The 23,998-nt window shown below is 66.0% G+C and carries 22 protein-coding genes; 15 read left to right on the forward strand and 7 right to left on the reverse strand.

Annotation, left to right across the window (positions count from 1 at the left end; genetic code table 11):
• Nucleotides 1-85: 85 nt before the first annotated feature.
• The 3 genes from DIE03_RS00865 to DIE03_RS00875 all read left to right on the forward strand — a co-directional run bounded on the left by DIE03_RS00865 (nt 86) and on the right by DIE03_RS00875 (nt 3,845).
• Nucleotides 86-1,342, forward strand: a complete 1,257-nt coding sequence (locus DIE03_RS00865) for an ABC transporter permease (protein ID WP_185658083.1) — start codon at nt 86-88, stop codon at nt 1,340-1,342.
• Nucleotides 1,343-1,380: 38 nt separating this feature from the next.
• Nucleotides 1,381-2,217, forward strand: coding sequence for an ABC transporter permease (locus DIE03_RS00870; protein ID WP_059237266.1), 837 nt, complete (start codon nt 1,381-1,383; stop codon nt 2,215-2,217).
• A 209-nt stretch (nt 2,218-2,426) separates the two neighbouring features.
• A complete protein-coding gene (locus DIE03_RS00875) occupies nt 2,427-3,845 on the forward strand; it encodes an MFS transporter (protein WP_124446577.1) in 1,419 nt (472 codons plus the stop codon).
• Between the two features lie 57 nt (nt 3,846-3,902).
• On the opposite strand, the gene DIE03_RS00880 is transcribed toward DIE03_RS00875, so the two are convergent.
• Nucleotides 3,903-5,636 (reverse strand): protease pro-enzyme activation domain-containing protein, encoded by a 1,734-nt coding sequence (locus DIE03_RS00880; protein WP_124446579.1) that lies wholly within the window; start codon nt 5,634-5,636, stop codon nt 3,903-3,905.
• A 648-nt stretch (nt 5,637-6,284) separates the two neighbouring features.
• Between DIE03_RS00880 and DIE03_RS00890 the strand changes: the two genes are divergently transcribed.
• The 3 genes from DIE03_RS00890 to DIE03_RS00900 are packed head-to-tail and all read left to right on the forward strand — an operon-like array spanning nt 6,285 to nt 7,476.
• Nucleotides 6,285-6,608 carry a helix-turn-helix transcriptional regulator gene (locus tag DIE03_RS00890; protein ID WP_124446581.1) on the forward strand — a complete coding sequence of 108 codons (324 nt, stop codon included), beginning with the start codon at nt 6,285-6,287 and terminating at the stop codon, nt 6,606-6,608.
• A complete protein-coding gene (locus DIE03_RS00895) occupies nt 6,608-7,039 on the forward strand; it encodes an SRPBCC domain-containing protein (protein ID WP_124446583.1) in 432 nt (143 codons plus the stop codon). Before DIE03_RS00890 ends, DIE03_RS00895 begins: the two co-directional genes overlap by 1 nt.
• Nucleotides 7,036-7,476 (forward strand): DUF1801 domain-containing protein, encoded by a 441-nt coding sequence (locus DIE03_RS00900; RefSeq protein ID WP_124446585.1) that lies wholly within the window; start codon nt 7,036-7,038, stop codon nt 7,474-7,476. Before DIE03_RS00895 ends, DIE03_RS00900 begins: the two co-directional genes overlap by 4 nt.
• A gap of 171 nt (nt 7,477-7,647) precedes the next feature.
• On the opposite strand, the gene acnA is transcribed toward DIE03_RS00900, so the two are convergent.
• The 5 genes from acnA to DIE03_RS00925 all read right to left on the reverse strand — a co-directional run bounded on the left by acnA (nt 7,648) and on the right by DIE03_RS00925 (nt 14,824).
• Nucleotides 7,648-10,365 carry an aconitate hydratase AcnA gene (acnA, locus tag DIE03_RS00905; protein ID WP_124446587.1) on the reverse strand — a complete coding sequence of 906 codons (2,718 nt, stop codon included), beginning with the start codon at nt 10,363-10,365 and terminating at the stop codon, nt 7,648-7,650.
• A gap of 52 nt (nt 10,366-10,417) precedes the next feature.
• Nucleotides 10,418-11,869, reverse strand: coding sequence for a bifunctional 2-methylcitrate dehydratase/aconitate hydratase (locus DIE03_RS00910; RefSeq protein ID WP_124446589.1), 1,452 nt, complete (start codon nt 11,867-11,869; stop codon nt 10,418-10,420).
• A 22-nt stretch (nt 11,870-11,891) separates the two neighbouring features.
• Nucleotides 11,892-12,407, reverse strand: a complete 516-nt coding sequence (locus tag DIE03_RS00915) for a hypothetical protein (RefSeq protein WP_124446591.1) — start codon at nt 12,405-12,407, stop codon at nt 11,892-11,894.
• 239 nt (nt 12,408-12,646) lie between these two features.
• Complete coding sequence (locus tag DIE03_RS00920; RefSeq protein WP_124446593.1) at nt 12,647-13,654, reverse strand: CoA ester lyase; 1,008 nt, start codon at nt 13,652-13,654, stop codon at nt 12,647-12,649.
• Between the two features lie 183 nt (nt 13,655-13,837).
• Nucleotides 13,838-14,824 (reverse strand): malate dehydrogenase, encoded by a 987-nt coding sequence (locus DIE03_RS00925; RefSeq protein WP_006479357.1) that lies wholly within the window; start codon nt 14,822-14,824, stop codon nt 13,838-13,840.
• 288 nt (nt 14,825-15,112) lie between these two features.
• Here DIE03_RS00925 and DIE03_RS00930 point away from each other — a divergent pair, with 288 nt between their 5' ends.
• The 7 genes from DIE03_RS00930 to gltA all read left to right on the forward strand — a co-directional run bounded on the left by DIE03_RS00930 (nt 15,113) and on the right by gltA (nt 21,045).
• Nucleotides 15,113-15,937, forward strand: coding sequence for a GntR family transcriptional regulator (locus tag DIE03_RS00930; protein ID WP_081051930.1), 825 nt, complete (start codon nt 15,113-15,115; stop codon nt 15,935-15,937).
• A 169-nt stretch (nt 15,938-16,106) separates the two neighbouring features.
• The gene (gene sdhC / locus DIE03_RS00935; protein WP_124446595.1) at nt 16,107-16,523 is read left to right on the forward strand and encodes a succinate dehydrogenase, cytochrome b556 subunit; all 417 of its coding nucleotides are present in this window, start codon (nt 16,107-16,109) and stop codon (nt 16,521-16,523) included.
• A 4-nt stretch (nt 16,524-16,527) separates the two neighbouring features.
• Nucleotides 16,528-16,896: a succinate dehydrogenase, hydrophobic membrane anchor protein gene (gene sdhD, locus DIE03_RS00940; RefSeq protein ID WP_011355745.1), complete on the forward strand. Its 369-nt coding sequence runs from the start codon at nt 16,528-16,530 to the stop codon at nt 16,894-16,896.
• Nucleotides 16,897-16,899: 3 nt separating this feature from the next.
• Nucleotides 16,900-18,675, forward strand: coding sequence for a succinate dehydrogenase flavoprotein subunit (gene sdhA, locus DIE03_RS00945; protein WP_124446597.1), 1,776 nt, complete (start codon nt 16,900-16,902; stop codon nt 18,673-18,675).
• A 21-nt stretch (nt 18,676-18,696) separates the two neighbouring features.
• Entirely contained in the window at nt 18,697-19,398 is a 702-nt protein-coding gene (locus DIE03_RS00950) for a succinate dehydrogenase iron-sulfur subunit (RefSeq protein ID WP_124446599.1), read from the forward strand.
• A 6-nt stretch (nt 19,399-19,404) separates the two neighbouring features.
• Nucleotides 19,405-19,677, forward strand: coding sequence for a succinate dehydrogenase assembly factor 2 (locus DIE03_RS00955; RefSeq protein ID WP_011355742.1), 273 nt, complete (start codon nt 19,405-19,407; stop codon nt 19,675-19,677).
• Between the two features lie 66 nt (nt 19,678-19,743).
• A complete protein-coding gene (gene gltA, locus DIE03_RS00960; protein ID WP_011355741.1) occupies nt 19,744-21,045 on the forward strand; it encodes a citrate synthase in 1,302 nt (433 codons plus the stop codon).
• A gap of 91 nt (nt 21,046-21,136) precedes the next feature.
• Here gltA and DIE03_RS00965 read toward each other — a convergent pair whose 3' ends face one another.
• Nucleotides 21,137-22,114 carry an AraC family transcriptional regulator gene (locus DIE03_RS00965; RefSeq protein WP_124446601.1) on the reverse strand — a complete coding sequence of 326 codons (978 nt, stop codon included), beginning with the start codon at nt 22,112-22,114 and terminating at the stop codon, nt 21,137-21,139.
• 72 nt (nt 22,115-22,186) lie between these two features.
• On the opposite strand from DIE03_RS00965, the gene DIE03_RS00970 reads away from it, so the two are divergent.
• Both DIE03_RS00970 and DIE03_RS00975 read left to right on the forward strand, forming a co-directional pair.
• Complete coding sequence (locus DIE03_RS00970) at nt 22,187-22,576, forward strand: VOC family protein (RefSeq protein ID WP_124446603.1); 390 nt, start codon at nt 22,187-22,189, stop codon at nt 22,574-22,576.
• 109 nt (nt 22,577-22,685) lie between these two features.
• A complete protein-coding gene (locus DIE03_RS00975) occupies nt 22,686-23,936 on the forward strand; it encodes a DUF1479 domain-containing protein (RefSeq protein WP_124446606.1) in 1,251 nt (416 codons plus the stop codon).
• The last annotated feature ends 62 nt before the right edge of the window (nt 23,937-23,998 follow it).

Raw genomic sequence — 23,998 nt, forward strand, 5'->3', positions numbered from 1 at the left:
TGATGCAACCGGCCGCGCGACGCCTTATTCGCGTCGCGCGGCATTCCGCCGGAACGTGCCTGGCCGGAGAGAACCGTTGAATACGTTGACGATCGCGCCTTCCTCGCCGTCGAACGCCGCGCTCAAGCGCGAGCTGAAGGCTGCCGAGGCCCGCAAGCGCACGATGGCGCTGCTGCTGGTCGCGCCGCTCGCGATTTTCCTGCTGCTGATTTTCGTCGTGCCGATCGGCACGCTGCTCACGCGTGCGGTGCAGAACCCGGAGATCGCGACCGCATTGCCGAACACGGTCGCGGCGCTGTCGGGCTGGGACCGCAAGGCGCCGCCGGCCGACGCCGCGTATGTCGCGCTCGCGGCCGACATGACGAAGGTGGCCGACAGCGAGGCGATGGGGGCGCTCGCGCGGCGCCTGAATACTGAGATTCCCGGCTATCGCTCGCTCGTCGCGAAGACGGCGCGCGCGATGCCGCTGAAGGGCGACAACGATGCGGCGCTGACGCCCGCGCAGACGCGCGCGAAATTCATCGACCTCGACTCGCGCTGGGGTGACGCCGCGTACTGGCAGGCGATCGCGAAGAACGGCAGCCAGGTGTCGCCGTTCTACCTGCTCGCCGCGCTCGACCACAAGCAGGACGGCTTCGGCCATATCGTGCAGGCCGATCCCGACCAGTCGATCTACTTGGCAATCTTCGGCCGCACGTTCGTGATCGGCATCGCCGTCACGCTCTTTGCGCTGCTGCTCGGCTATCCGCTCGCGTACTGGATCTCGACGCTGTCGGAGCGGCGCGCGAACCTCGTGATGATCCTCGTGCTGATTCCGTTCTGGACCTCGGTGCTCGTGCGCGTCGCCGCGTGGATCGTGCTGCTGCAGAGCGAAGGGCTCATCAACACGGCGCTGATCGGCAGCGGGCTGATCTCGCATCCGCTGACGCTGCTGTTCAACCGCGTCGGCGTGTACATCTCGATGACGCACATCCTGTTGCCGTTCATGATCCTGCCGCTCTACAGCGTGATGAAGTCGATCCCGCCCACGTACCAGCGCGCGGCCGTGTCGCTCGGCAGCCATCCGTTCGCCGCGTTCTGGCGCGTGTACGTGCCGCAGACCTATCCGGGCGTCGGCGCGGGCGCGTTGCTCGTGTTCATCCTCGCGATCGGCTACTACATCACGCCCGCGCTGCTCGGCGGGCCGAACGACCAGATGGTCAGCTACTACGTCGCGTACTTCACGAACGTGACCATCAACTGGGGCATGGCGTGCGCACTCGGCGGGCTGCTGCTCGCGGCGACGCTCGTGCTGTATGCGGTGTACGGGCGCTTCACGCGCACCAACGTGAGCCTCGGCTGAGCGCCGCGTACTACGAAACGGAAAAGGGGATGCCGACCATGAAACTCGCCAGGCCGCTGTTCGCGCCGCACATGTCGTTCGTCGAGCGCGCGTGGTACGTCGCGTTGCGCGTGCTCGTCGTGCTGACGCTGCTGTACCTGATCCTGCCGGTGCTTGCGATCGTGCCGCTGTCGTTTTCGTCGAGCACGTTCCTCGTCTATCCGATTCCGGGTTTCTCGATGCGCTGGTACGAGAACCTGATCGCATCGGACGAGTGGCGGATGGCCGCGAAGAACAGCTTCATCGTCGCGCCGTCGGCGACCGTCGTCGCGACCGTGCTCGGCACGCTCGCCGCGATCGGGCTCACGAAGGCCGACTTCCGCGGCAAGGGGCTGCTGATGGCCGTGCTGCTGTCGCCGATGATCGTGCCCGTTGTCGTCGTGGGCGTCGGCATGTACCTGTTCTTCGCGCCGCTCGGGCTCGCGAACACGTACACGGGGCTGATCGCCGCGCACGCGGCGCTCGGCGTGCCGTTCGTCGTGACGACGGTTGCCGCGACGCTGCAGGGCTTCAACCAGAACCTGGTGCGCGCGAGCCTGTCGCTCGGCGCGAACCCGGTGTCGACCTTCTTTCGCGTGACGCTGCCGGTGATCGCGCCGGGCGTGATGTCGGGCGCGCTGTTCGCGTTCGCGACGTCGTTCGACGAAGTGGTCGTCACGCTGTTCCTCGCCGGAGCAGACCAGACGACGCTGCCGCGCCAGATGTTCACGGGCATCCGCGAGAACATCAGCCCGACGATCGCTGCGCTCGCAACGATCCTGATCGTATTCTCGACGAGCCTGCTGCTCGCGCTCGAATGGCTGCGCGGACGCAATGCGCGGCGCGCGGTGAGCTGACCCATCACGCACGGTACGATGCGCCGCCGCGCATGGGGCACGCGGCGCATTTTCTTTCATTCGGCTGACTGACGAGGCGGTTGCCTGCACGTTCGGTGCGGCTCTGCAACAATACGGGCGCGGCGGCGCGCGTTCCGTGCGGTGCGACCGGAACGCCGCCGCGAGTCCAATCCGCGGCGCAACGCGTCGCTCGTCAGCCGAGCCTCATCTTGTCCGAATTCGCTTCTCCCGCCGGCGCCCAGGAGCCGGCCGTCAACTGGCGCGCGATGTCCGCCGTGCTGCTGGCCGTCGCGCTCGCGACGCTCGACACCGCGATCGCGAACACCGCGCTGCCCGCGATCGCCGCCGACCTGCACGCGTCGCCGGCCGCTTCCGTGTGGATCATCAACGCCTATCAGCTCGCGATGGTCGCGACGCTGCTGCCGTTCGCGTCGCTCGGCGACATCGTCGGCCACAAGCGCGTGTATATCGCCGGGCTTGCGGTGTTCACGCTCGCCTCGCTCGGCTGTTCGCTCGCGTCGACGCTGCCGATGCTGACGGCCGCGCGGATCGTGCAGGGCTTCGGCGCGAGCGCGATCATGAGCGTCAACGTCGCGCTGATCCGCGGCCTGTTTCCCGCGCACCGGCTCGGCCGTGGCGTCGGCTTCAACGCGCTCGTCGTCGGCGTGTCGTTCGCGGTGGGGCCGACGATCGCGTCGCTGATCCTGTCGGTTGCCGCATGGCCGTGGCTGTTCGCCGTGAACGTGCCGCTCGGTGTGTTTGCGCTTGCCGTGGCGATTCCGTCGCTGCCGCAGATGGCGCGCGGCAAGCATGTATTCGATCCGGTCGCCGCGCTGTTCAACGTGATCACGTTTGCGGCGCTGATCTTCGCGCTCGGCGAATTCGCGCAGCGTGGGCCGCTTTCCGTCGTGTTCGCGTCGGCCGCGGTTGCACTCGCGTTCGGCTGGCTGCTGATCCGCCGCCAGGCCGGGCATCCGGCGCCGATGCTGCCGGTCGACCTGTTCCGCCGGCCCGTGTTCACGCTGTCCGCACTGACCGCCGTGTGCGCATTCGCCGCGCAGGGGCTCGCGTTCGTGTCGCTGCCGTTCTATTTCGAAACCGTCCTGCATCGCAGCGCGGTCGAGACGGGCTTCCTGATGACGCCGTGGTCGGCGGTCGTCGCGTTCGCCGCGCCGATCGCGGGCCGCCTGTCGGATCGTTATCCGCCCGGCCTGCTCGGCGCGATCGGGCTTGCGTTGCTGAGCGCGGGCATGGTGTCGCTCGCGGCGCTGCCGGTGTCGCCGGGTGTCGTCGACATCGGCTGGCGGATGATGCTGTGCGGCGCGGGTTTCGGTTTCTTCCAGTCGCCGAACCTGAAGGCGCTGATGTCGAGTGCGCCGCACGAGCGCAGCGGCGGCGCGAGCGGGATCATCGCGACCGCGCGGCTGATCGGGCAGGCGACGGGTGCGGCGCTCGTCGCATTGTCGTTCGGGATCGCGGGGCGCCACGGGCCGACGCTCGCGTTGATGCTCGGTGCAGGGTTCGCCGGGGCGGCGAGCGTCGCGAGCGGGTTGAGGCTCTTTGCGCCGTCGCATCGCGCGGGCGTGCCGGCCGCGCCGGAGCGCGTGAAGGAGCCGGCGGCGGAGTAGGAAAGACAAACCGGCGCGCGGCAAACACCGCGCCGCACGCCGGCCTTCACGCTTCGCTCAGAACCCGCCCGACTTGATCAGCTGGTTGAGGTTCGCGATGTTCAGGCTGCCGAAGCCGGTCGTCAGGTCCCAACCGGTGCCGGCGGTATAGCCATACCCCTGGTAGCCGTTGTTGCCCGACACGACGTCATAGCGCACGAGCGACGGATGCGACGGAATGTCCGCGTAGAAGTTGCCGGCCGGGAAACCGAGGCCCGTGCCGCTAGCCGCGAGCAGGCGCGCCCAGAAGCCCGTGAAGATCGGTGCGGCGAGGCTCGTGCCGCCGATCTGCTGCAACTGGCCGTAGTTGTAGATGTACGCGCCCGTGCTTTGCGCGGCATCGAACGAGACGTCCGGCAACTGGCGGTTGCTGCCTGACTGCCACGACGGTGCGGGCAGGATCGTGCTGACACCGCCGCCCGTCGCCCACAGCTTGCCGTTGCTGTCGAGCCCTTCGTTCCACACCGTCTCGTTCGAGAACGCGCCTGACGACGTCGTGTAGAGCGTCGTGCCGCCGATCGCGAGCACGTGCGGCGATGCAGCCGGCCACGACACCGTGTAGTTCGCGCCGTCCGGATAGCCGCGGTTGTTGCACTCGTACACGCCTTCGTCGCCCGACGATACCGAGAACGTCTGGCCTTGTGCCGCCGCCGTCGTGAAGATCTGCTCCTCGGCGTCGATCGTGCCGTCCGCGTTTGCATCGGTTTCGCACCAGCCGAGCGACACGTTGATCACCTTCGCGGTGTTGTCCGACACGGCGCGGTTGAACGCCTGTGTGAGGCCCGTGTTGCCGGCGGCGTTGAGGTCCGCCATGTAGAACACGAGCTTGCCGACCTGGCCGCCGGCCGAGCCGACGATCGACTGGCTGTCGAGATCCCATTCGCCCTGGCCGTCCTGGTCGTCGGTGTAGCTGCCGCCCGAGCCGTTGGTCTTGACGGTCTGCGTCGTGACCGCGCCGTAACCGTTGCTCGACGTGAACTGCTTCAGGTCCTGCAGCGTCTGCGACACGCCGCCGATCGTGATGATGCCGACGGTCACGCCGGCCGCGGTCGGCACGCCGGTCGCGTTGTAGAGGCCGGGGAATTCCTTCGGATAGTGGCCCGTCGCCGTGCCGGCCGCGAGTGCCTGCGGCTTCGCGACGTTGCCGATGCGCAGCAGCGGCCGCGCCCGTGCAACGCTCTGCAGCCCGAGCACGGAGCCGACAACGTCGCCGAGCGCACGCGGCACTTGCGCGGTCGACGCATTGGCGAAGCCCGAGCGGCCTGCGTACTCGAAGTGCACGAGCGACGTGTTGAACGCCGTCTTCACCGTGGCGGCCGTGCCGCTGGCGGAGACCAGCAGGCGGTTCGGCGCAACCTCGACGTTCACGAAGCCGCTCTTGTGCAGATAGTCGACGACCGACTTGACCTGCGCATCGGTCGGCGCGTAGTTGGCGAGGAACTGCTCGTGCGTGAGGTACTGGCGGTAATGCGCGCTGCCGGGCCGGTTCACGTCGCGCGCCAGCTGCTTGAGCTGCGCGGCGTTGCGCAGCTTCAGGCTGACGACGACGTTGGTCGTTTCACCGCCTGCCAGTTCGAGCGACGGCGCCGCACTGCGCGCCATCAACTGCGGGCCGGTCAGAAAGGCCTTCGTATGCGTATCGACCCAATCCGTCGTCGCATGCGCCGCGGCGGCGGCGAACACGAACGGTGCCACGCACGCGAGGCGGCGGGGCGACGGAAGGGGAAGGGCAAACCAGGTGTTCCTTTTCATCGGGAGTCCTTTTTTAGGAGAGGCGACGTTACTGGAACCCCCGGCCCTTGTGGGGCCGCGAGCGGTGACGAGCGTAGGGCGTCGGTGTCGTTCGGGTAGCTGCCATTTTCCACAGCTGTCAGTTCTGACAACGGGGCGTGCCGATGCAGGCGTGGTGCCGGAAGCGCGTGCAATGGTGAGCACGGCGAACGGAACCGGTTCGCGGCACGACAGCGCGGCCACGTGCGACGTTCGCACGCACGAGTTGCTCGTCGCGGCATCGAAACGTGCGTGATCGCGGAATGGATCGACGCGCGAATGCGTGGCGTTTGCGTGTCCGTCGCCGCGCGCCGAGTCGCACTATGTGGTCAGGCGAAGCGATGCGGAAGGAGCGAATGCACGCATGCACAAAAACGGGGCCGGTTGAGCGCGAACGTTTCCCGAACTGTGGAACAGCGCGCCGGGCAGTCTTGCAGGCGGCTTTCGGATCGCACGTCGCGATTGCGAATTAGAGGAAACGCTCGAATCCGGCGACGGGCGCGAGCCGGCGCGCCGTAGACGTCACCCGCTCGGGATCGACAGACATCGCCCGCGAAATTCCGCCTTGACGCACGACGATCAGCGGATATCCTTCAATTCATAACCATTTGGTTATGGATTTTGGACGATATGCAGAACACCTACGACATGCTGTTCCGGACACTCGCCGATCCGACGCGCCGCGCGCTTTTCGAGCGGCTCTGCGCGGAGGGCGAGCTGACGGTTGCCGCACTGACCGCCCATGCGGGCGTGTCGCAGCCGGCCGTGTCGAAGCACCTCGGTGTACTGAAGCAGGCCGGGCTCGTGAACGACCGTCACGAAGGCCGGCAGACGCACTACAGCGCGCAGCCGCAAGCGCTGGCCCCGCTGATCGACTGGACGAGCCAGATGGCAGGTTTCTGGCAGAGCCGGTTCGATGCGCTCGAAGATGTCCTTAAAAGGATGGATCAGTAATGAACCAAGCCACTACCGAAACGCGCTCCGTCGTCGTCGACCGGGAGCTGCCTCATCCGCCGGAGAAGATCTGGCGTGCGCTCACGCAGCCGCACCTGATCGAGGCGTGGCTGATGAAGAGCGACTTCGAGCCCGTCGCGGGCCGCGCCTTCAGCTTCCGTGCGGACTGGGGCTCGGTCGACTGCACGGTGCTGACGATCGAGCCGCCGCGCACGCTGTCCTACACGTGGGCCGCGTACGGCCTCGAAAGCGTCGTCACGTGGACGCTCACGCCGACGGCGGCCGGCACGCACCTGCGCATGGAGCAGGTCGGTTTCCGCGCGGATCAGGAGCAGGCGTATCGCGGCGCGCAGCATGGCTGGGTGCGGTTCTTCGAGTCGCTCGAACAGGTGCTGGCGCGCCGTGACGAAGGCACGGAGGCTCGCGCATGAGTTCAACGGACCTCACACCGTCGGCGCGCATCGATGCGCTGATTGCCGGCATCGCCGACTGGCGCGGCAAGACCTTCGCCGATCTCCGCCAGACGATCCTCGCTGCGCAGGCGGGCATCGTCGAGGAATGGAAATGGATGGGCAGCCCGGTCTGGTCATGCGACGGGATGATCGCGGTTGCGAACGCGCACAAGGGCAAGGTGAAGGTGACCTTCATGCACGGCGCGCAGCTCCCCGATCCCGACAAGCTGTTCAACGACGGCCTCGAAGGCAATGCGCGGCGCGCGATCGATTTCTTCGAAGGCGACAAGATCGACAAGCGGGCGTTGAAGCACCTCGTGCGCGCGGCGATCGAATACAACCGCACGCATCTGAAGAAGAACGCGCGCTCGGGTTCCTCCGCGGGCGCGAAGGTGCGAAGCAGCAAGGCGGCGTGACGCGGGAGCCGAATGCCGGCCGGTGACATTCGGCGAAAGCGGGGTGCCGCCGTGCGGTCGGCGCTACGACGCCGGCCGGCGCGCAGGCGAAAAAAAGCCCGACACGAGGTCGGGCATCCAAATCGGCCGCAACCGCCCGCGAGGCGGCTGCGGCACCTGCAACAGCCGCGCTTACGCTGCGAGCAGCGAGCGCAGCACGAACGGCAGGATACCGCCGTGCTTGTAGTAGTCGACTTCGATCGGCGTATCGATGCGCAGCAGTACCGGCACGCGCTGCGTTTCGCCGTTCTTGCGGTTGATCACGAGCGTGACGTCCTGCTGCGGCTTGAAGTCGTCGCCGAGGCCTTCGATGTCGTACGTTTCTTCACCGGTGATGCCGAGCGACTGGACGCTGTCCGCACCCTTGAACTGCAGCGGCAGCACGCCCATGCCGACCAGGTTCGAGCGGTGGATCCGCTCGAAGCTGCGTGCGATCACGGCCTTCACGCCGAGCAGTTGCGTGCCCTTCGCGGCCCAGTCGCGCGACGAGCCCGTGCCGTATTCTTCGCCCGCGAACACGACGGTCGGCGTATCGGCTGCGACGTACTGCATCGCCGCGTCGTAGATCGACTGCTGTTCGCCGCTCGGCTGGTGGATCGTCAGGCCGCCTTCGACACGCGTGCCGTCTGCCTTCGCCGGGATCATCAGGTTCTTGATCCGGACGTTCGCGAACGTGCCGCGCATCATCACGTCGTGGTTGCCGCGGCGCGAGCCGTAGCTGTTGAAATCGGCCTTCTGCACGCCGTTTTCCTTCAGCCACTTGCCTGCCGGCGAGTCTTCCTTGATCGAGCCTGCCGGGCTGATGTGGTCGGTCGTGACCGAGTCGCCGAAGATGCCCAGCGCACGCGCGCCCTTGACCGTCGGGATCGATGCGGCCGGTTCCATCGAGAAGTCGTTGCCGAAGAACGGCGGCTCGGCGATGTAGGTCGACTTCGGCCAGTCGTAGACCTGGCCCGATTCGCCCTCGATCTTGCTCCAGAGGTCGCCCTTCTTGGTCAGCTTCGAGTAGTTGTCCTCGAACTTCTTCGGATCGAGCGCGAACTTGAGCAGCGCGTGGATTTCTTCGCTCGTCGGCCAGATGTCGCCGAGGTAGATGTCGCGGCCGCCCTTGCCCTTGCCGACCGGCTCGGTCATCAGGTCGCGCGTGATGTTGCCGGCGATTGCGTACGCGACGACCAGCGGCGGCGACGCGAGGAAGTTCGCGCGGATGTTCGGGTGGATACGCGCTTCGAAGTTACGGTTGCCGGACAGCACGGCTGCCGCGACGATGTCGTTCTTCGTGATCGCTTCGTTCAGTTCCGGCGTGAGGTCGCCCGCGTTGCCGATACAGGTCGTGCAGCCATACGCCGCGACTTCGAAGCCGAGCTTCGACAGGTAGGGCAGCAGGCCCGTCTTCGTCAGGTACTCGGTGACGATGCGCGATCCAGGCGCGAGCGAGGTCTTGATCTTCGGATCGACCGTGAGGCCGGCCTCGACCGCCTTCTTCGCGAGCAGGCCGGCGGCCAGCAGCACGCTCGGGTTCGACGTGTTCGTGCACGACGTGATCGCGGCGATCAGGATGTCGCCGTTCTTCACGTCGACGCCGTTGCTCGTCGTGTACTGCGTGCCCAGGTCGTCTGCCTTTTTCGCGAAGCCGTTTTCCGCGACCGGCTTCGAGAACAGGTCGGTGAACGTCGACTTGACGTTGCCGATCTCGATGCGGTCCTGCGGGCGCTTCGGGCCGGCGAGCGACGGGGCGACCGTCGTCAGATCCAGCGTCACGACCTTCGTGTAGTCGATGTCGCCGGCCTTCGGGATGCCGAACAGCTTCTGCGCCTTGAAGTAGTTTTCGAACGCGGCGATTTCCGCCTTCGTGCGGCCCGTGCCTTCGAAGTAGTCGATCGTCTTTTCGTCGACCGGGAAGAAGCCCATCGTCGCGCCGTATTCCGGCGCCATGTTGCCGATCGTCGCGCGATCCGGCAGCGACAGCGACTTCGTGCCTTCGCCGAAGAATTCGACGAACTTGCCGACGACCTTCTCCTTGCGCAGCATTTCGGTGATGGTCAGCACCAGGTCGGTGGCCGTCACGCCTTCGCGCAGCTTGCCCTTCAGCTCGACGCCGACGACGTCCGGCGTCAGGAAGTACACCGGCTGGCCGAGCATGCCGGCTTCCGCCTCGATGCCGCCCACGCCCCAGCCGACCACGCCGATGCCGTTGATCATCGTCGTGTGGCTGTCCGTGCCGACGAGGGTGTCCGGGTAGTACACGGTGTCGCCGCCGTCCACCTTCTTGTGGACGCCGCGCGCGAGGTATTCGAGGTTCACCTGGTGGACGATGCCCACGCCCGGCGGCACGACCTTGAACGTGTCGAATGCCTGCATGCCCCACTTCATGAACTGGTAGCGCTCGTTGTTGCGCTGGAATTCCAGCTTCATGTTCAGGTCGAGCGCGTCCTTCTGGCGGAAGTAGTCGATCTGGACCGAGTGGTCGACGACGAGATCGACCGGGACCAGCGGCTCGATCTTCTTCGGGTTCTTGCCCGTGCGCTCGGCGACGCCGCGCATGGCCGCGATGTCGGCGAGCAGCGGCACGCCCGTGAAGTCCTGCAGCACGACGCGCGACACGACGAACGGAATCTCGTCGACACGCTTCGCGGTCGGCTTCCAGTTCGCGAGCTGCTCGATGTGCTCTTCGGTGATTTTCTTGCCGTCGTAGTTGCGCAGCACGGACTCGAGCACGATACGGATCGACACCGGCAGGCGTTCGATCTTCGTCTTCAGTTCCTTGCCGAGTTGCGGCAGCGAGTAGAACTTGCCTTTGCCGGAACCGCTGTCGAATTCCTTGAGGGTCTTGTGGAGATTGTGGGCCATGGTGATTTTCCTGGGTTTAAGGCTAGGAAACAAAGAGTCCTGTATCTGACGGCTATATCACATACAAGTCGACGTACTCATCGACCGGCATCGCTTCGAGCTTTGCCTGGTCCAGCGACACGTCGAGAATCGCTTGTTGCTGCTTTGCCGGGAAGCGGCGCGCGAGGTTGGTCCGGAACTTGTCGACCAGGAGCGGGATGCCGTCGGTGCGGCGCCGCCGATGGCCGAGCGGGTATTCGACCGCCACTTCGGCAAGCTTCGAGCCGTCCGTGAACTCGATCGTCAGCGCATTCGCGATCGATCGCTTGTCCGGATCGTGATAATCCTTCGTGAACTGCGGATCCTCGACGCAGACGGTCTTCGCGCGCAGCGCGTCGATGCGGGGATCGGCGGCGGCCGAGTCTTCATAGTCGGCCGCGGTCAGCCGGCCGAACAGCAGCGGCACGGCGACCATGTACTGGATGCAGTGGTCGCGGTCGGCCGGATTGGCGAGCGGGCCCTGCTTGTCGATGATGCGGATCGCGGCCGCATGCGTGCGGATCGTGATCTTGCCGATGTCGTCGGTCGTGCGGCCCGCGGCGGCGAGTTGCGCGTGCAGCTGCAGCGCGGCCTCGGCGGCCGTCTGCGCATGGAATTCGGCGGGAAAGGCGATCTTGAACAGCACGTTTTCCATCACGTACGTGCCGTACGGGCGCTGGAAGCGGAACGGCTTGCCGTCGAACAGCACGTCGTAGAAGCCCCAGGTCTTCGCGGTGAGCGCCGACGGGTAGCCCATTTCGCCCGTTCTCGCGATCAGCGCGAGGCGCACCGCGCGGGACGTGGCGTCGCCGGCCGCCCACGACTTGCGCGAACCGGTGTTCGGCGCGTGGCGGTAGGTGCGCAGCGCGTGGCCGTCGACGAACGCGTTGGATACCGCGTTGATCAGCTCGTCGCGCGTGAGCCCGAGCAGCCGGCCGACGACGGCGGTCGACGCGACCTTCACGAGCAGCACGTGGTCGAGCCCGACCGCGTTGAACGAATTCTCGAGTGCGAGACAGCCCTGGATTTCGTGGGCCTGGATCATCGCGACGAGTACGTCGCGCATCAGGAGCGGCTTCCGGCCGGCCGCGCGGGCCGTGCGGGAAAGCCAGTCGGCCGTCGCCAGGATCCCGCCGAGGTTGTCGGACGGATGACCCCATTCGGCGGCGAGCCAGGTGTCGTTGAAGTCCAGCCAGCGGATCATCGCGCCGATGCCGAACGCGGCCTGGACGGGATCGAGCTGGAAGGACGTGCCGGGCACCTTCGCGCCGTTCGGCACGATCGTGCCGGGCACGACGGGGCCGAGCAGCTTGGTGCAGGCAGGGTAGGACAGCGCCTCGAGTCCGCATCCGAGCGTGTCGATCAGGCAATGACGCGCCGTCTCCAGCGCGAGCGCGCTGTCGATGCCGGTGTTCAGCACGTAGTCGACGATATCGACGAGTACCGTATCCGGAGCAGGGCGGACGTTGGAGACCGGGGCGGACATCGAGGGGCCGAGGGGAACGCGCTTAGTTCGTTGCCGGCTTCAGCTCGTTCGATTGCGTCGGCGCCGCCGAGCCTTGTGCCATTTCCGGCGTCACGCATTCGTCCGCGAGGCGTTCGCCGCCGTTTGCGTCCGAGAACAGCATCGCCTTGGTCGGGATCACGACCAGCTTGAAGCCTGCTGCCGGATCGTAGAACGTGTCGGCGCCCGTCGTCGTGGCTTGACGCGGCAGCTTGTAGTTCTTCTTCGCCCAGTGAACCGTGACGACCTGGTCGCGCTTCATGTCGCCGGCGAGGTCGAACGACAGGCCTTCCTTACAGGCCCACTTGACCGCGCCGTCCGGTACCGGATCGACCTTGGCTGCGGCACGCGCCTGCGCCTTCTTGCTGCGCGGGATGATGCGCTTGGCCGGTGCCGGGCGCTTGGCCGTTGCCTTCTTCGCGGTCGTCGTGGCCGTACCCTGGGCAAACGCGCTCGGAGCCGACACCAGCATCGTGGCGGACAAGGCGCCGATGGCGGTAGCGATCAGGAGTTTCTTCATGGAGTCAGAACCTTTCGATAATCAGTTGACAAGGGCCGGCAATCGAAACTGCCGGCCGGTTTGAAACTGCACGCGCCCCGAAAGCGCGCAGCGGCCGCTATTTTCACCTATTTGGCCGCGCGCATATCAGGTTTTCGGGCTCCGTTACGTTTTTTGTCGTTTCGCAAACCTCTGTCCGGTTTGCGCATCGGCGAATGCATGAGATTCGTGTATCCGGCGTAGCGGCCGGCGGCGCACACTTACGGCGCGGCGCCCGCGGCGGTCGGGCCGAACAGCGGCGCGGCCTCGGCCGGTACGGGCTGGCCGGTGGCGCGCGCACGGCGCAATACCGACCAGTAATAGCGATAACTCGCGCGATCGTGCAGCGTATCACCGTGGCGCGTCGGGCCCCAGTCGGCGGCCTGCGCGGCGAGCAGGATCTCGGCGGCCAGCGCGACCTCGTCGGTGCGCGGCGCGAACGCGTCGACGATCGGGCGGATCTGCGCGGGATGGATGCTCCACATCCGCGTGAACGCGAATTCGTCGCGCGCGCGGCGCGCGTCGCCGGCCACGACGCTCATGTCGCGCACTTCGGTCGTCACGTTGTGCGACGGCGTCTTGCCGTGCGCGTGGCAGGCCGCGGCGATTTCGAGCTTCGCGCGGCGCACGAGCGGATGGTCGAACTGGCCGGGCGAGCGCATCGCGGAATCGGGAATTGCACCATGGTGCGCGGAGACGAAATCCATCAGCCCGAAGCTCAGCGTGCCGACCGTCGGCAGCGCGGCCAGCGCGGCCGCCTGCGCCAGCGCGCCGTGTGTCTCGACCAGCACGTCGACCGGAATCGGCTGCGCGATGCCGAGCTCGCGGCGCGTGCCTTCGATGAACGCGGTCATTTCGGCGGCGTCGGCCGCGCTGGCGATCTTCGGGAGCGTGATGTAGGCCGGTGCACGCGCGGCGCGCAGCACGATGCGGACGTCGTCGCGCCAGTGCGGGTGGGAAAAGTCGTGGATCCGGACGCCGACGCGGCCGAAGCGGTTCTCGTCGCTGCCGAGCAGGTCGGCGACGAGGGCCGCATGCGCGGCTTCCTGGCCGACGGCGGCGCCGTCCTCGCAGTCGAACGTGATGTCGAACACGGGGCCCAGCTCGGCCTGCAGCGCGAGCGACTTGCGCATCAGCTTTTCGCTGCCCGCGTAATGATCGCAGCAGGGCAGGATCGCGGGCGGGGACGCCCCGTCGTACAGCACTTGTGCAGGAGTGAGCGCGGCCATCTCTTCGACGTCAGGGGAGCGTGCAACGTGGAGAAAATCGGATTCGGGCAGGTTCTGGGCCCGTGCGCGGCGGCGCGGGGCGGCAAAACATGCGCGGATCGGATCGTTCGGCAGGGCCGGCGGGTGGCCGGCCCGGACCGAAACCGGGTGGCCCGAGGGCCGCCCGGCAAAGGCGCGTGATACTCAGTTCTTCAGCAGGTGGGCGACGCCATCGCGCTCTTCGAGCAGCTCGGCCAGCGTGCCGTCCATCTTCTCGCGCGAGAACGCGTCGATTTCCAGGCCTTCGACGCGCTTGTACTCGCCGTTTTCGCAGGTGACCGGCACGCCGTAGATGATGTCTTCGGGGATGCCGTACGAGCCGTCCGACGGGATGCCCATCGTGACCCACTTGCCGTTCGTGCCGAGCACCCAGTCACGGACGTGGTCGATCGCCGCGTTGGCTGCCGACGCTGCCGACGACAGGCCGCGCGCTTCGATGATCGCCGCGCCGCGCTTGCCGACGGTCGGGATGAACGTGTCGCGGTTCCACACGTCGTCGTTGATCAGCTTCAGCAGCGATTCGCCTTCGGCGGTCGCGAAGCGGAAATCCGGGTACATCGTCGGCGAGTGGTTGCCCCACACGGCGAGCTTCTCGATCGACGCGACCGGCTTGCCCGACTTGGCGGCGAGCTGCGACAGCGCGCGATTGTGGTCGAGGCGCAGCATCGCCGTGAAGTTCTTCTTCGGCAGATCCGGTGCCGACTTCATCGCGATGTATGCGTTCGTGTTCGCCGGGTTGCCGACGACCAGCACCTTGACGTCGCGGCTCGCGACTTCGTTCAGCGCAGCGCCCTGGACCGTGAAGATTTCGGCGTTGGCCGACAGCAGGTCCTTGCGTTCCATGCCCTTCGAGCGCGGACGTGCACCGACCAGCAGCGCGACGTCTGCATCCTTGAATGCAACCTTCGGATCGTCGGTGATCACGACGCCCGCGAGCAGCGGGAACGCGCAATCGTCGAGTTCCATCACGACGCCCTTGACGGCGCCTTGGGCTTGCGGGAGGTCGAGCAGTTGCAGGATGACCGGCTGATCCTTGCCGAGCAGGTCGCCGTTCGCGATGCGGAACAGCAGGGAGTAAGCGATTTGACCTGCGGCGCCGGTGACGGCAACGCGCTTTGCGGGCTTAGCCATTGAAAATCTCCAGGACGGGTGAAGCGTTGGACGCTAGCGAAAACGCCATTCTATGCGCGTTGTGCGTAGCGTTGCATTGAAGCAGGGCGGAGGACTCGCGATGGCAGACGCGGTGAACCTGGAGACGGCCGTGGCACGTAGCCGGGGACGCGCTGTTGCACCCGCGAACCCTTGCTCGACCGGGAGTGTAGGAGCCGTCACGCGCAAAGTCAAACGGTATCATATGTCTTATATAAGACAGATGTTTTGCGGAAATTGAGTGGACGAAAAAGTGCGGTTTGTGATGAAATGCGCGCCATGACATCGAACCAGGCGAATACCGCGAATCAGACCGGCGCAGGCAGCCCAGGGCAGCCGGGCGCGGGCGATCCCGCACCTTCGCCTGCAGCGCCGCCGTCGCCGACGTTCAGTCCGTTATACCAGCAGATTAAGTCATTGATCACGCAAAGTCTCGAAACCGGTGAATGGAAGCCGGGCGAGATCATCCCGAGCGAAGTGGAGCTCGCGGCCCGCTACAAGGTCAGCCAGGGCACCGTGCGCAAGGCGATCGACGAGCTGGCCGCCGAAAACCTCGTGGTCCGGCGCCAGGGCAAGGGCACTTTTGTTGCAACGCACAATGAAGACCGCGCGCAGTTCCGCTTCCTGCGCCTGCTGGCCGACGACGGGGCCGAACACCCGCACGTGAGCCGCCTGCTCGAATGCCGCCGCCTGCGTGCGCCGGCCGAGATTGCGCGGCAGCTCGACCTGAAGCCGGCCGATCCGGTCGTCCAGGTGCGCCGCCTGCTGGAGTTCGAGAACGAAGTGACGGTGCTCGACGAGATCTGGCTGCCGGGCGCGATGTTCCGCGGGCTCACGTTCGAGCGGCTGAGCGAGTACAAGGGGCCGCTCTACGCGATGTTCGAGACGGAGTTCGGCACGCGGATGATCCGCGCGACGGAGAAGATCCGCGCAGTCGCGGCCGAGCCGTCGGTGGCCGACCTGCTGCATGTCCCGGCGGGTTTTCCTTTGCTGTCGGTCGAGCGCGTGTCCTATACATACGGAGACCGACCGGTGGAGGTGCGTCGCGGCTGGTATGTCACAACCGGGTACTACTATCAGAATGACTTGAGTTGACGGTGTATCGGCTCAAGCCGAGTGCTTCGCGATCCCCATGCTCGCGAAGCACGTTTCGGGCCGCCTTTGTTCTTGTTCGCGCAACTATCCAGAGCAGACTTTCGCTGCAGCGCGATATAAAAAGGCGCTAAAATCGCGGATTAGTGTGACAACATAGTAGGGGTCTAGCATGACTGATGCAGTAAGAAAGCCGAGGCCGGAATACCGGAACATCGGACTCGCCGATATCACGATGAAATATCGCATGCCGCTGGCAGCGACTTTGTCGATCCTCCATCGAGTCAGCGGCGCGCTGCTGTTCTTGTTCCTGCCGTTCCTGCTGTTCCTCTTCGACCAGAGTCTCACCTCCGAGATCAGTTTCGAAGTCTTCAAGGCTTTCCTCTCCAACATCATCGTCAAGCTGATCGTCCTCGCACTGTCGTGGGCCTTCTTCCACCATTTCTGCGCCGGCATTCGCCACCTGCTGATGGACGTCAACCACGACGCCGTCACGAAGGAAGGCGGCAAGCGGACGGCAGTCGTCGTCTTTGTCGTCTCGATCGCGCTGACGATCGCCATGGCACTCAAACTGTTCGGAGCATTCTAAGAAAATGGCAGCCAATAACCGAATCGGCTCGAAGCGCCTCGTCGTCGGCGCTCACTACGGCCTGCGCGACTGGCTCGCGCAGCGCATCACCGCCACGATCATGGCGGTCTACACGGTCATTCTGCTCGTCCTGTTCTTCGGCGCGCACGATTTCTCGTACGAAGGCTGGGCATCGATCTTCGCCGCGCAATGGATGAAGCTCGCGACCTTCGTGATGCTGCTCTCCCTCTTCTACCACGCATGGGTCGGCGTGCGCGACATCTGGATGGACTACGTGAAGCCCGTCGGTGTGCGCCTGCTGCTGCAATCGCTGACCATCGTCTGGCTGCTCGCATGTGCGGGCTACGCCGCGCAGATTCTCTGGAGAGTGTAAAGAATGGCTGCAATCAAAACTAATCTCCCGCGCCGCAAGTTCGATGTGGTGATCGTCGGCGCGGGCGGCTCCGGCTTGCGCGCGGCGCTGCAACTGTCGCGCGCGGGCCTGTCGGTCGGCGTGCTGTCGAAGGTGTTCCCGACGCGTTCGCACACGGTGGCCGCGCAGGGCGGTATCGGTGCGTCGCTCGGCAACATGAGCGAAGACAACTGGCACTTCCATTTCTACGACACGATCAAGGGCTCCGACTGGCTCGGCGACCAGGACGCGATCGAATTCATGTGCCGTGAAGCGCCGAACGTCGTGTACGAACTCGAGCACTTCGGCATGCCGTTCGACCGCAACGCGGACGGCACGATCTACCAGCGCCCGTTCGGCGGCCACACCGCGAACTACGGCGAGAAGCCGGTCCAGCGCGCTTGCGCGGCCGCCGACCGTACCGGTCACGCGCTGCTGCACACGCTGTACCAGCAGAACGTCGAAGCGAAGACGCAGTTCTTCGTCGAATGGATGGCGCTCGACCTGATCCGCGACGCGGACGGCGACGTGCTCGGCGTGACGGCCCTCGAGATGGAGACGGGCGACGTCTACATCATGGAAGGCAAGACGACGCTGTTCGCGACGGGCGGCGCAGGCCGGATCTTCGCGGCATCGACCAACGCGTTCATCAACACCGGCGACGGCCTCGGCATGGCTGCGCGTTCGGGCATCGCGCTGCAGGACATGGAGTTCTGGCAGTTCCACCCGACCGGCGTGGCCGGCGCGGGCGTGCTGATCACCGAAGGCGTGCGCGGCGAAGGCGGTATCCTGCGCAACGCGAACGGCGAGCGTTTCATGGAGCGCTACGCACCGACGCTGAAGGATCTGGCGCCGCGTGACTTCGTGTCGCGTTCGATGGACCAGGAAATCAAGGAAGGTCGCGGCGTCGGTCCGAACAAGGATCACGTGCTGCTCGACCTGTCGCACATCGGCGCCGAGACGATCATGAAGCGTCTGCCGTCGATCCGCGAAATCGCGCTGAAGTTCGCGAACGTCGACGCGATCAAGGAACCGATCCCGGTCGTCCCGACGATCCACTACCAGATGGGCGGCATCCCGACCAACATCCACGGTCAGGTCGTCGGCACGTCGCGCGGCCACAAGGATCCGGTCAACGGCTTCTACGCAGTGGGCGAGTGCTCGTGCGTGTCCGTGCACGGCGCGAACCGCCTCGGCACGAACTCGCTGCTGGACCTCGTGGTGTTCGGCCGTGCGGCCGGCAACCACATCGTCGAGCACGTGAAGAACCAGAAGGAACACAAGCCGCTGCCGGCCGACGCAGGCGAATTCTCGCTGGCGCGCCTCGCGAAGCTCGACAAGTCGACGTCGGGCGAGTACACGCAAGATGTCGCGAACGACATCCGCGCGACGATGCAGAAGCACGCCGGCGTGTTCCGCACGTCGAAGCTGCTGAAGGAAGGCGTCGAGCAGATGGCCGGCCTGGCGGCACGCGTGGAAAACATCCACCTGAAGGACAAGTCGAAGGTGTTCAACACCGCGCGCGTCGAAGCGCTCGAGTTGGAGAACCTGATCGAAGTGGCTCGCGCCACGATGGTGTCGGCCGAAGCACGCAAGGAAAGCCGTGGCGCGCACGCTCACAGCGACTACGAGCATCGCGACGACGACAACTGGCTGCGCCACACGCTGTGGTACAGCGAAGGCGATCGCCTCGACTACAAGCCGGTTCAAATGAAGCCGCTGACGGTCGAATCCGTGCCGCCGAAGCCGCGCACGTTCTAAGCCGAGTCAAAGGAATCCGAAATGGCAAAACGCATTTTTGAAGTCTACCGCTACGATCCGGACAAGGACGCAGCGCCGCGCATGCAGACGTACGAGCTCGACATCCAGCATGAGCGCATGCTGCTCGACGCACTGGTGAAGCTGAAGGCACTGGACGAGACGCTGTCGTTCCGCCGTTCGTGCCGCGAAGGCGTGTGCGGTTCGGACGCGATGAACATCAACGGCAAGAACGGTCTCGCGTGCCTGACGAACCTGAACGAACTGCCGCAGAAGATCGTGCTGCGTCCGCTGCCGGGCCTGCCCGTCGTGCGCGACCTGATCGTCGACATGACGCACTTCTTCAACCAGTACCACTCGATCAAGCCGTACCTGATCAACGACGCGCCGCCGCCGGAGAAGGAACGCCTCCAGTCGCCGGAAGAACGCGACGAGCTCGACGGCGTGTACGAGTGCATTCTGTGTGCGAGCTGCTCGACGTCGTGCCCGAGCTTCTGGTGGAACCCGGACAAGTTCGTTGGCCCGGCCGGCCTGCTGCAGGCTTACCGCTTCATCGCGGACAGCCGCGACACCGCCACCGGCGAGCGTCTCGACAACCTGGAAGACCCGTACCGTCTGTTCCGTTGCCACACGATCATGAACTGCGTCGACGTTTGCCCGAAGGGCCTGAACCCGACGAAGGCGATCGGCAAGATCAAGGAACTGATGGTTCGCCGCGCGGTTTAAAGTTTGATGAGCGACGATTCGCATCAATCCGACCCGCACCGTCGCGCGCGCCTCCGCTGGCGCGCGCGGCGGGGTCTGCTGGAAAACGACATCATCTTCGAGCGTTTCTTCAGCAGATACGAGCATGACCTCACCGATGCAGACGTAGGCGCGTTGTCGCGCCTGCTCGATCTGAGCGACAACGACCTGATGGACTTGCTCCTCGCGCGCAAGGAACCAGAGGGCGACCTAGACAGCCCGGACATTCACCGGCTGTTGGAGATGCTGCGCAACGTGTAACGCCAATGTGTCACGCGTTGTGCCCGTTATCGAATCCCGTTTCTTTATTTCGATTGAGGATGTGCCATGACTCCGTCTGATGTTAAAGCCACGCTATCGTTCAGCGACAACTCGCCGAGCGTCGAACTGCCGATCTACAAGGGCACGATGGGCCCGGACGTAATCGACATCCGCAAGCTGTACGGCCAGACCGGCAAGTTCACGTACGACCCGGGCTTCATGTCGACGGCAGCCTGTAATTCGGCGATCACGTACATCGACGGCGACAAGGGCGAGCTGCTGTACCGCGGCTACCCGATCGACAACCTCGCGCAAAACGCCGACTTCCTCGAAAGCTGCTACCTGCTGCTGAAGGGCGAGCTGCCGAACGCGGCGCAGAAGAAGGAATTCGTCGACACCGTCACGAAGCACACGATGGTGCACGAGCAGATGCACTTCTTCTTCCGTGGCTTCCGCCGCGACGCGCACCCGATGGCGATCCTGGTCGCCGCAGTCGGCGCGCTGTCGGCGTTCTACCACGACTCGCTCGACATCAACGACCCGCGTCACCGTGAAGTGTCGGCGATCCGCATGATCGCGAAGCTGCCGACGCTCGTCGCGATGGCGTACAAGTACAGCATCGGCCAGCCGTTCGTGTATCCGAAGAACTCGCTGTCGTACAGCGCGAACTTCATGCACATGATGTTCTCGAACCCGTGCGAAGAGTACAAGGTCAACGACGTGCTCGTCCGCGCGCTCGACCGTATCCTGATCCTGCACGCCGACCACGAGCAGAACGCATCGACGTCGACGGTCCGCCTGGCCGGTTCGTCGGGCGCGAACCCGTTCGCGTGTATCGCAGCCGGTATCGCGTGTCTGTGGGGCCCGGCGCACGGTGGTGCGAACGAAGCCGCGCTGAACATGCTCGAGCAGATCGGTTCGCCGGACAACATCCCCGAATTCATCAAGCAGGTGAAGGACAAGAATTCGGGCGTGAAGCTGATGGGCTTCGGCCACCGCGTGTACAAGAACTACGATCCGCGTGCGAAGCTGATGCGCGAAACGTGCTACGAAGTGCTGAACGAACTGGGCCTGCACGACGACCCGCTGTTCAAGCTCGCGATGCAGCTCGAGAAGATCGCGCTGGAAGACGAATACTTCGTGTCGCGCAAGCTGTACCCGAACGTCGACTTCTACTCGGGCATCGTCCAGCGCGCGCTGGGCATCCCGACGTCGATGTTCACGTGTATCTTCGCGATGGCACGTACGGTCGGCTGGATCGCACAGTGGAACGAAATGATCGGCGATCCGGAGCAAAAGATCGGCCGTCCGCGCCAGCTGTTCATCGGCGATACGCCGCGCGAAGCGAAGCCGCTCAACGCACGTTAAGTCGTGTGCGGCGCGACCGGCCGGCAGGCCGCTCGCGTCGGGCAATCGCAACGCCACGACACCCCGACGGGTCCGCCCGTCGGGGTGTTTTTCATTTGCGCGGCCGACGCTGGCCCGGTCCGGCGCGGCGCTCCAGCGACGGCGGGCGTATGTCGAGCGCCGGTGCGTCGCCGTCGGGCGCGCGGCCGTGCTGCTTGAAGAACTGCCGATATGCGCCCGGCGTCATCCCGCGGGCGGCGAGGAACTGGCGGTTGAAGTTCGCGGCATTCGGAATGCCGCAGCGCGCGGCCACCGTCGCGATCGGCCAGTCGGTGCCGACCAGGTGGCGGCACGCGTGTGCGAGCCGCAGCCGCTGCACGTAACGGCCGACACTTTCACCGAGATGCCGGACGAACAGGCGCTGCAGCGTGCGTTCGGACAGGTGCGCGGCAGCCGCGAGCGCGTCGACGCGCAGCGGTTCGTGGAAGCGCCGGTCGATCGCGTCGAGCACCCGGTCGAGGCGTTCGGCTTCGGGCGCGGCCGCATCGACGGACGGGGCCGTGCCGTCGGCCCGGTCATACGCATGAGCGGTGGCGAGCGGCTCGCCACCGGCTTGCGCGAGATCGGCGAGCGTGTCGAGCGTGGCCGCGAGCCGTGCGCGCGGCGACGGATCGAGCAGTTGCGGCAGCCGCGCGCGCATCGCGCGGGCGGCCTCCGCGTCGAAATGCAGGCCCGGCGCGGCACGCCGCAGCAGCGAGCGCAGCGGCGCGTATTCGGGACAGCAATCGGCCAGCCGCCGCACCCAGTCGCCGTCGAACCAGACGACGAGCGCGACTTCGGGCGCCTCGCGATCGATCCGCGCGTTCGACGACCACGTATGCGGCAGGTTGGGCGGTACCAGCACGAGGTCGTCGTCCGCGTAGCGTGCGACGTGGTCGCCGATGAAGCGCTGGCCGCGGCTGTTGAGCGTCAGCGTCAGTTCGTACTCGGGGTGACGATGCCATTCGAACGGGATGCGCGCGAGCTGGCGGTGATACACGCGGATCGAACAGCCGGGGGCGAACGTCACATGCTCGTACTGCGGCTTCATCGCGGCCTCCGGGCGAGGGCGGGCACCGCGCCGTGGCATGATCGTGAGCATTCGTCATGACGGAGCGATGCGATGTTTTCACATGTCTGCGTGGGCGTCAGCGACACCGCACGCGCGTACGATTTCTACGCGCCGCTGTTCGCGGAACTCGGGTTGCGCCTGAAATTCCGCGAGCCGGATGGCTGGTCGGGCTGGATGCCGGCCGACACGGACCGGCCGCTGTTCTTCTTCGGCCGGCCGCTCGACGGCCGCGCGCCCGAACCGGGCAATGGCCACACGATCGCGTTCGCTGCACCGACCCGCGCGCACGTCGATCGCTGCCACGCGCTCGCGCTGCGGCATGGCGGCACCTCCGAAGGGCCGCCGGGCCTGCGGCCGGACTATCACCGCGACTACTACGGCGCCTATTTCCGCGATCCGGACGGCAACAAGCTCTGCGTGGTCTGTCATCGTCCGGCATGACGCACTGTTGTCAGAATTGTATCGATAGTTGACCGGATAGTGTCGATGACGACGTCGTGCCGGCCGTACGCTGGCAGCACATCACGACACGTTCAGCGAGGAGACCACGATGCAACTGACGATTGACGATCTGCCGGCCGCGATCCGCGCGGCGAAACGGGCGCTGCGCGCCGACCTGCCCGGTTACGCGGCGTCGTTCCGCGAGCTGGAGGGCGACATCGCGCGGCAGGTCGATGCGATCCGCCGCGCGCACGCACACGGCGATGACGTGATTCCGGTCGTACCGTTCGCGGATATCGCGGGCGGAACCGTCGATCCTCGCGCGCTTGCCGCGATCCGTACGCATGGTGCGGTCGTGATTCGCGGCGTGTTCGATGCACGGCAGGCGCGCGACTGGAACGACGAGATCGGCGCGTATCTGGACGCGAACCGCTTCGCCGACCGGTTGAACGCGCGTGCGGAAGACCGCTATTTCGGCAATCTCGCCTCGGGCAAGCCGCAGATCTACGGCGTCTACTGGTCGAAGCCGCAGGTCGCCGCGCGCCAGTCGCCGGCCCTGACGCAGGCGCGTGTGTTCCTGAACCGTCTGTGGCGGCACGCGGATGGCGCACGCATGCATTTCGATCCCGACCAGGTGCCTGCCTATGCGGACCGGATTCGCCGCCGGCCGCCCGGTTCGACGTCGCTCGGACTGTCGCCGCACGTCGACGGCGGGTCCGTCGAGCGCTGGCTCGGTGCGAACTTCCGGCAGGTCTACCGCCACGTGCTGGCCGGGCGCTGGCGCGACTACGATCCGTTCGATGCCGCATTCCGTCCCGACGTCGAGGAGATTCCGTCGCCGGCCGTCTGTTCGATGTTCCGCACGTTCCAGGGCTGGACCGCGCTGACGCCGCAAGGGCCAGGCGACGGCACGCTGCAGTTGATCCCGGTCGCGAACGCGATGGCCTACGTCGTGCTGCGCGCGCTGCAGGACGATGTCGCGGACGACGATCTGTGCGGCGCGCGTCCCGGCCGCGCACTGTCCATCCGGCCCGAATGGCACGCGCTGCTGCTCGACGCGCTGGTGCCGATTCCGCACATGGCGCCGGGCGACGCGGTGTTCTGGCATGGCGACGTCGTGCATGCGGTCGAGGATGCGCATCGCGGCAACGGCGACAGCAACGTGATGTACATCGCCGCCGCACCGGGCTGCGCGAAGAACGATGCGTACCTGCAGCGCCAGCGGTCCGCGTTCCTGCGCGGCGAGAGCCCGCCCGATTTCCCGGCCGACCATTTCGAGATCGGCTTCGACGGGCGAAGCGGGGAGGGCGACCTGACGGCGCTGGGCCGCACGCAGATGGGGTTCGGGCCCGGCGCATAACGGCCGTCTGCCGAATCCGCTGCGTGCCGCGCGCAATTCGACGCAATCGGCTGTCGGTGCAG

This window comes from Burkholderia sp. Bp8992 (assembly GCF_003853705.1).
Taxonomy (GTDB): domain Bacteria; phylum Pseudomonadota; class Gammaproteobacteria; order Burkholderiales; family Burkholderiaceae; genus Burkholderia.

Bases quoted from the DNA above. Each gene is read 5' to 3' on its own strand.
- DIE03_RS00910 (WP_124446589.1), bottom strand. From the start codon at position 11,869: ATGTCCGCCCCGGTCTCCAACGTCCGCCCTGCTCCGGATACGGTACTC.
- acnA (WP_124446587.1), bottom strand. From the start codon at position 10,365: ATGGCCCACAATCTCCACAAGACCCTCAAGGAATTCGACAGCGGTTCC.
- DIE03_RS00920 (WP_124446593.1), bottom strand. From the start codon at position 13,654: ATGGCCGCGCTCACTCCTGCACAAGTGCTGTACGACGGGGCGTCCCCG.
- gltA (WP_011355741.1), top strand. From the start codon at position 19,744: ATGACTCCGTCTGATGTTAAAGCCACGCTATCGTTCAGCGACAACTCG.
- DIE03_RS00895 (WP_124446583.1), top strand. From the start codon at position 6,608: ATGAACCAAGCCACTACCGAAACGCGCTCCGTCGTCGTCGACCGGGAG.
- DIE03_RS00915 (WP_124446591.1), bottom strand. From the start codon at position 12,407: ATGAAGAAACTCCTGATCGCTACCGCCATCGGCGCCTTGTCCGCCACG.
- DIE03_RS00925 (WP_006479357.1), bottom strand. From the start codon at position 14,824: ATGGCTAAGCCCGCAAAGCGCGTTGCCGTCACCGGCGCCGCAGGTCAA.
- sdhC (WP_124446595.1), top strand. From the start codon at position 16,107: ATGACTGATGCAGTAAGAAAGCCGAGGCCGGAATACCGGAACATCGGA.
- sdhA (WP_124446597.1), top strand. From the start codon at position 16,900: ATGGCTGCAATCAAAACTAATCTCCCGCGCCGCAAGTTCGATGTGGTG.
- DIE03_RS00970 (WP_124446603.1), top strand. From the start codon at position 22,187: ATGTTTTCACATGTCTGCGTGGGCGTCAGCGACACCGCACGCGCGTAC.
- DIE03_RS00880 (WP_124446579.1), bottom strand. From the start codon at position 5,636: ATGAAAAGGAACACCTGGTTTGCCCTTCCCCTTCCGTCGCCCCGCCGC.
- DIE03_RS00950 (WP_124446599.1), top strand. From the start codon at position 18,697: ATGGCAAAACGCATTTTTGAAGTCTACCGCTACGATCCGGACAAGGAC.
- sdhD (WP_011355745.1), top strand. From the start codon at position 16,528: ATGGCAGCCAATAACCGAATCGGCTCGAAGCGCCTCGTCGTCGGCGCT.
- DIE03_RS00955 (WP_011355742.1), top strand. From the start codon at position 19,405: ATGAGCGACGATTCGCATCAATCCGACCCGCACCGTCGCGCGCGCCTC.
- DIE03_RS00930 (WP_081051930.1), top strand. From the start codon at position 15,113: ATGCGCGCCATGACATCGAACCAGGCGAATACCGCGAATCAGACCGGC.
- DIE03_RS00900 (WP_124446585.1), top strand. From the start codon at position 7,036: ATGAGTTCAACGGACCTCACACCGTCGGCGCGCATCGATGCGCTGATT.
- DIE03_RS00890 (WP_124446581.1), top strand. From the start codon at position 6,285: ATGCAGAACACCTACGACATGCTGTTCCGGACACTCGCCGATCCGACG.
- DIE03_RS00975 (WP_124446606.1), top strand. From the start codon at position 22,686: ATGCAACTGACGATTGACGATCTGCCGGCCGCGATCCGCGCGGCGAAA.
- DIE03_RS00870 (WP_059237266.1), top strand. From the start codon at position 1,381: ATGAAACTCGCCAGGCCGCTGTTCGCGCCGCACATGTCGTTCGTCGAG.
- DIE03_RS00965 (WP_124446601.1), bottom strand. From the start codon at position 22,114: ATGAAGCCGCAGTACGAGCATGTGACGTTCGCCCCCGGCTGTTCGATC.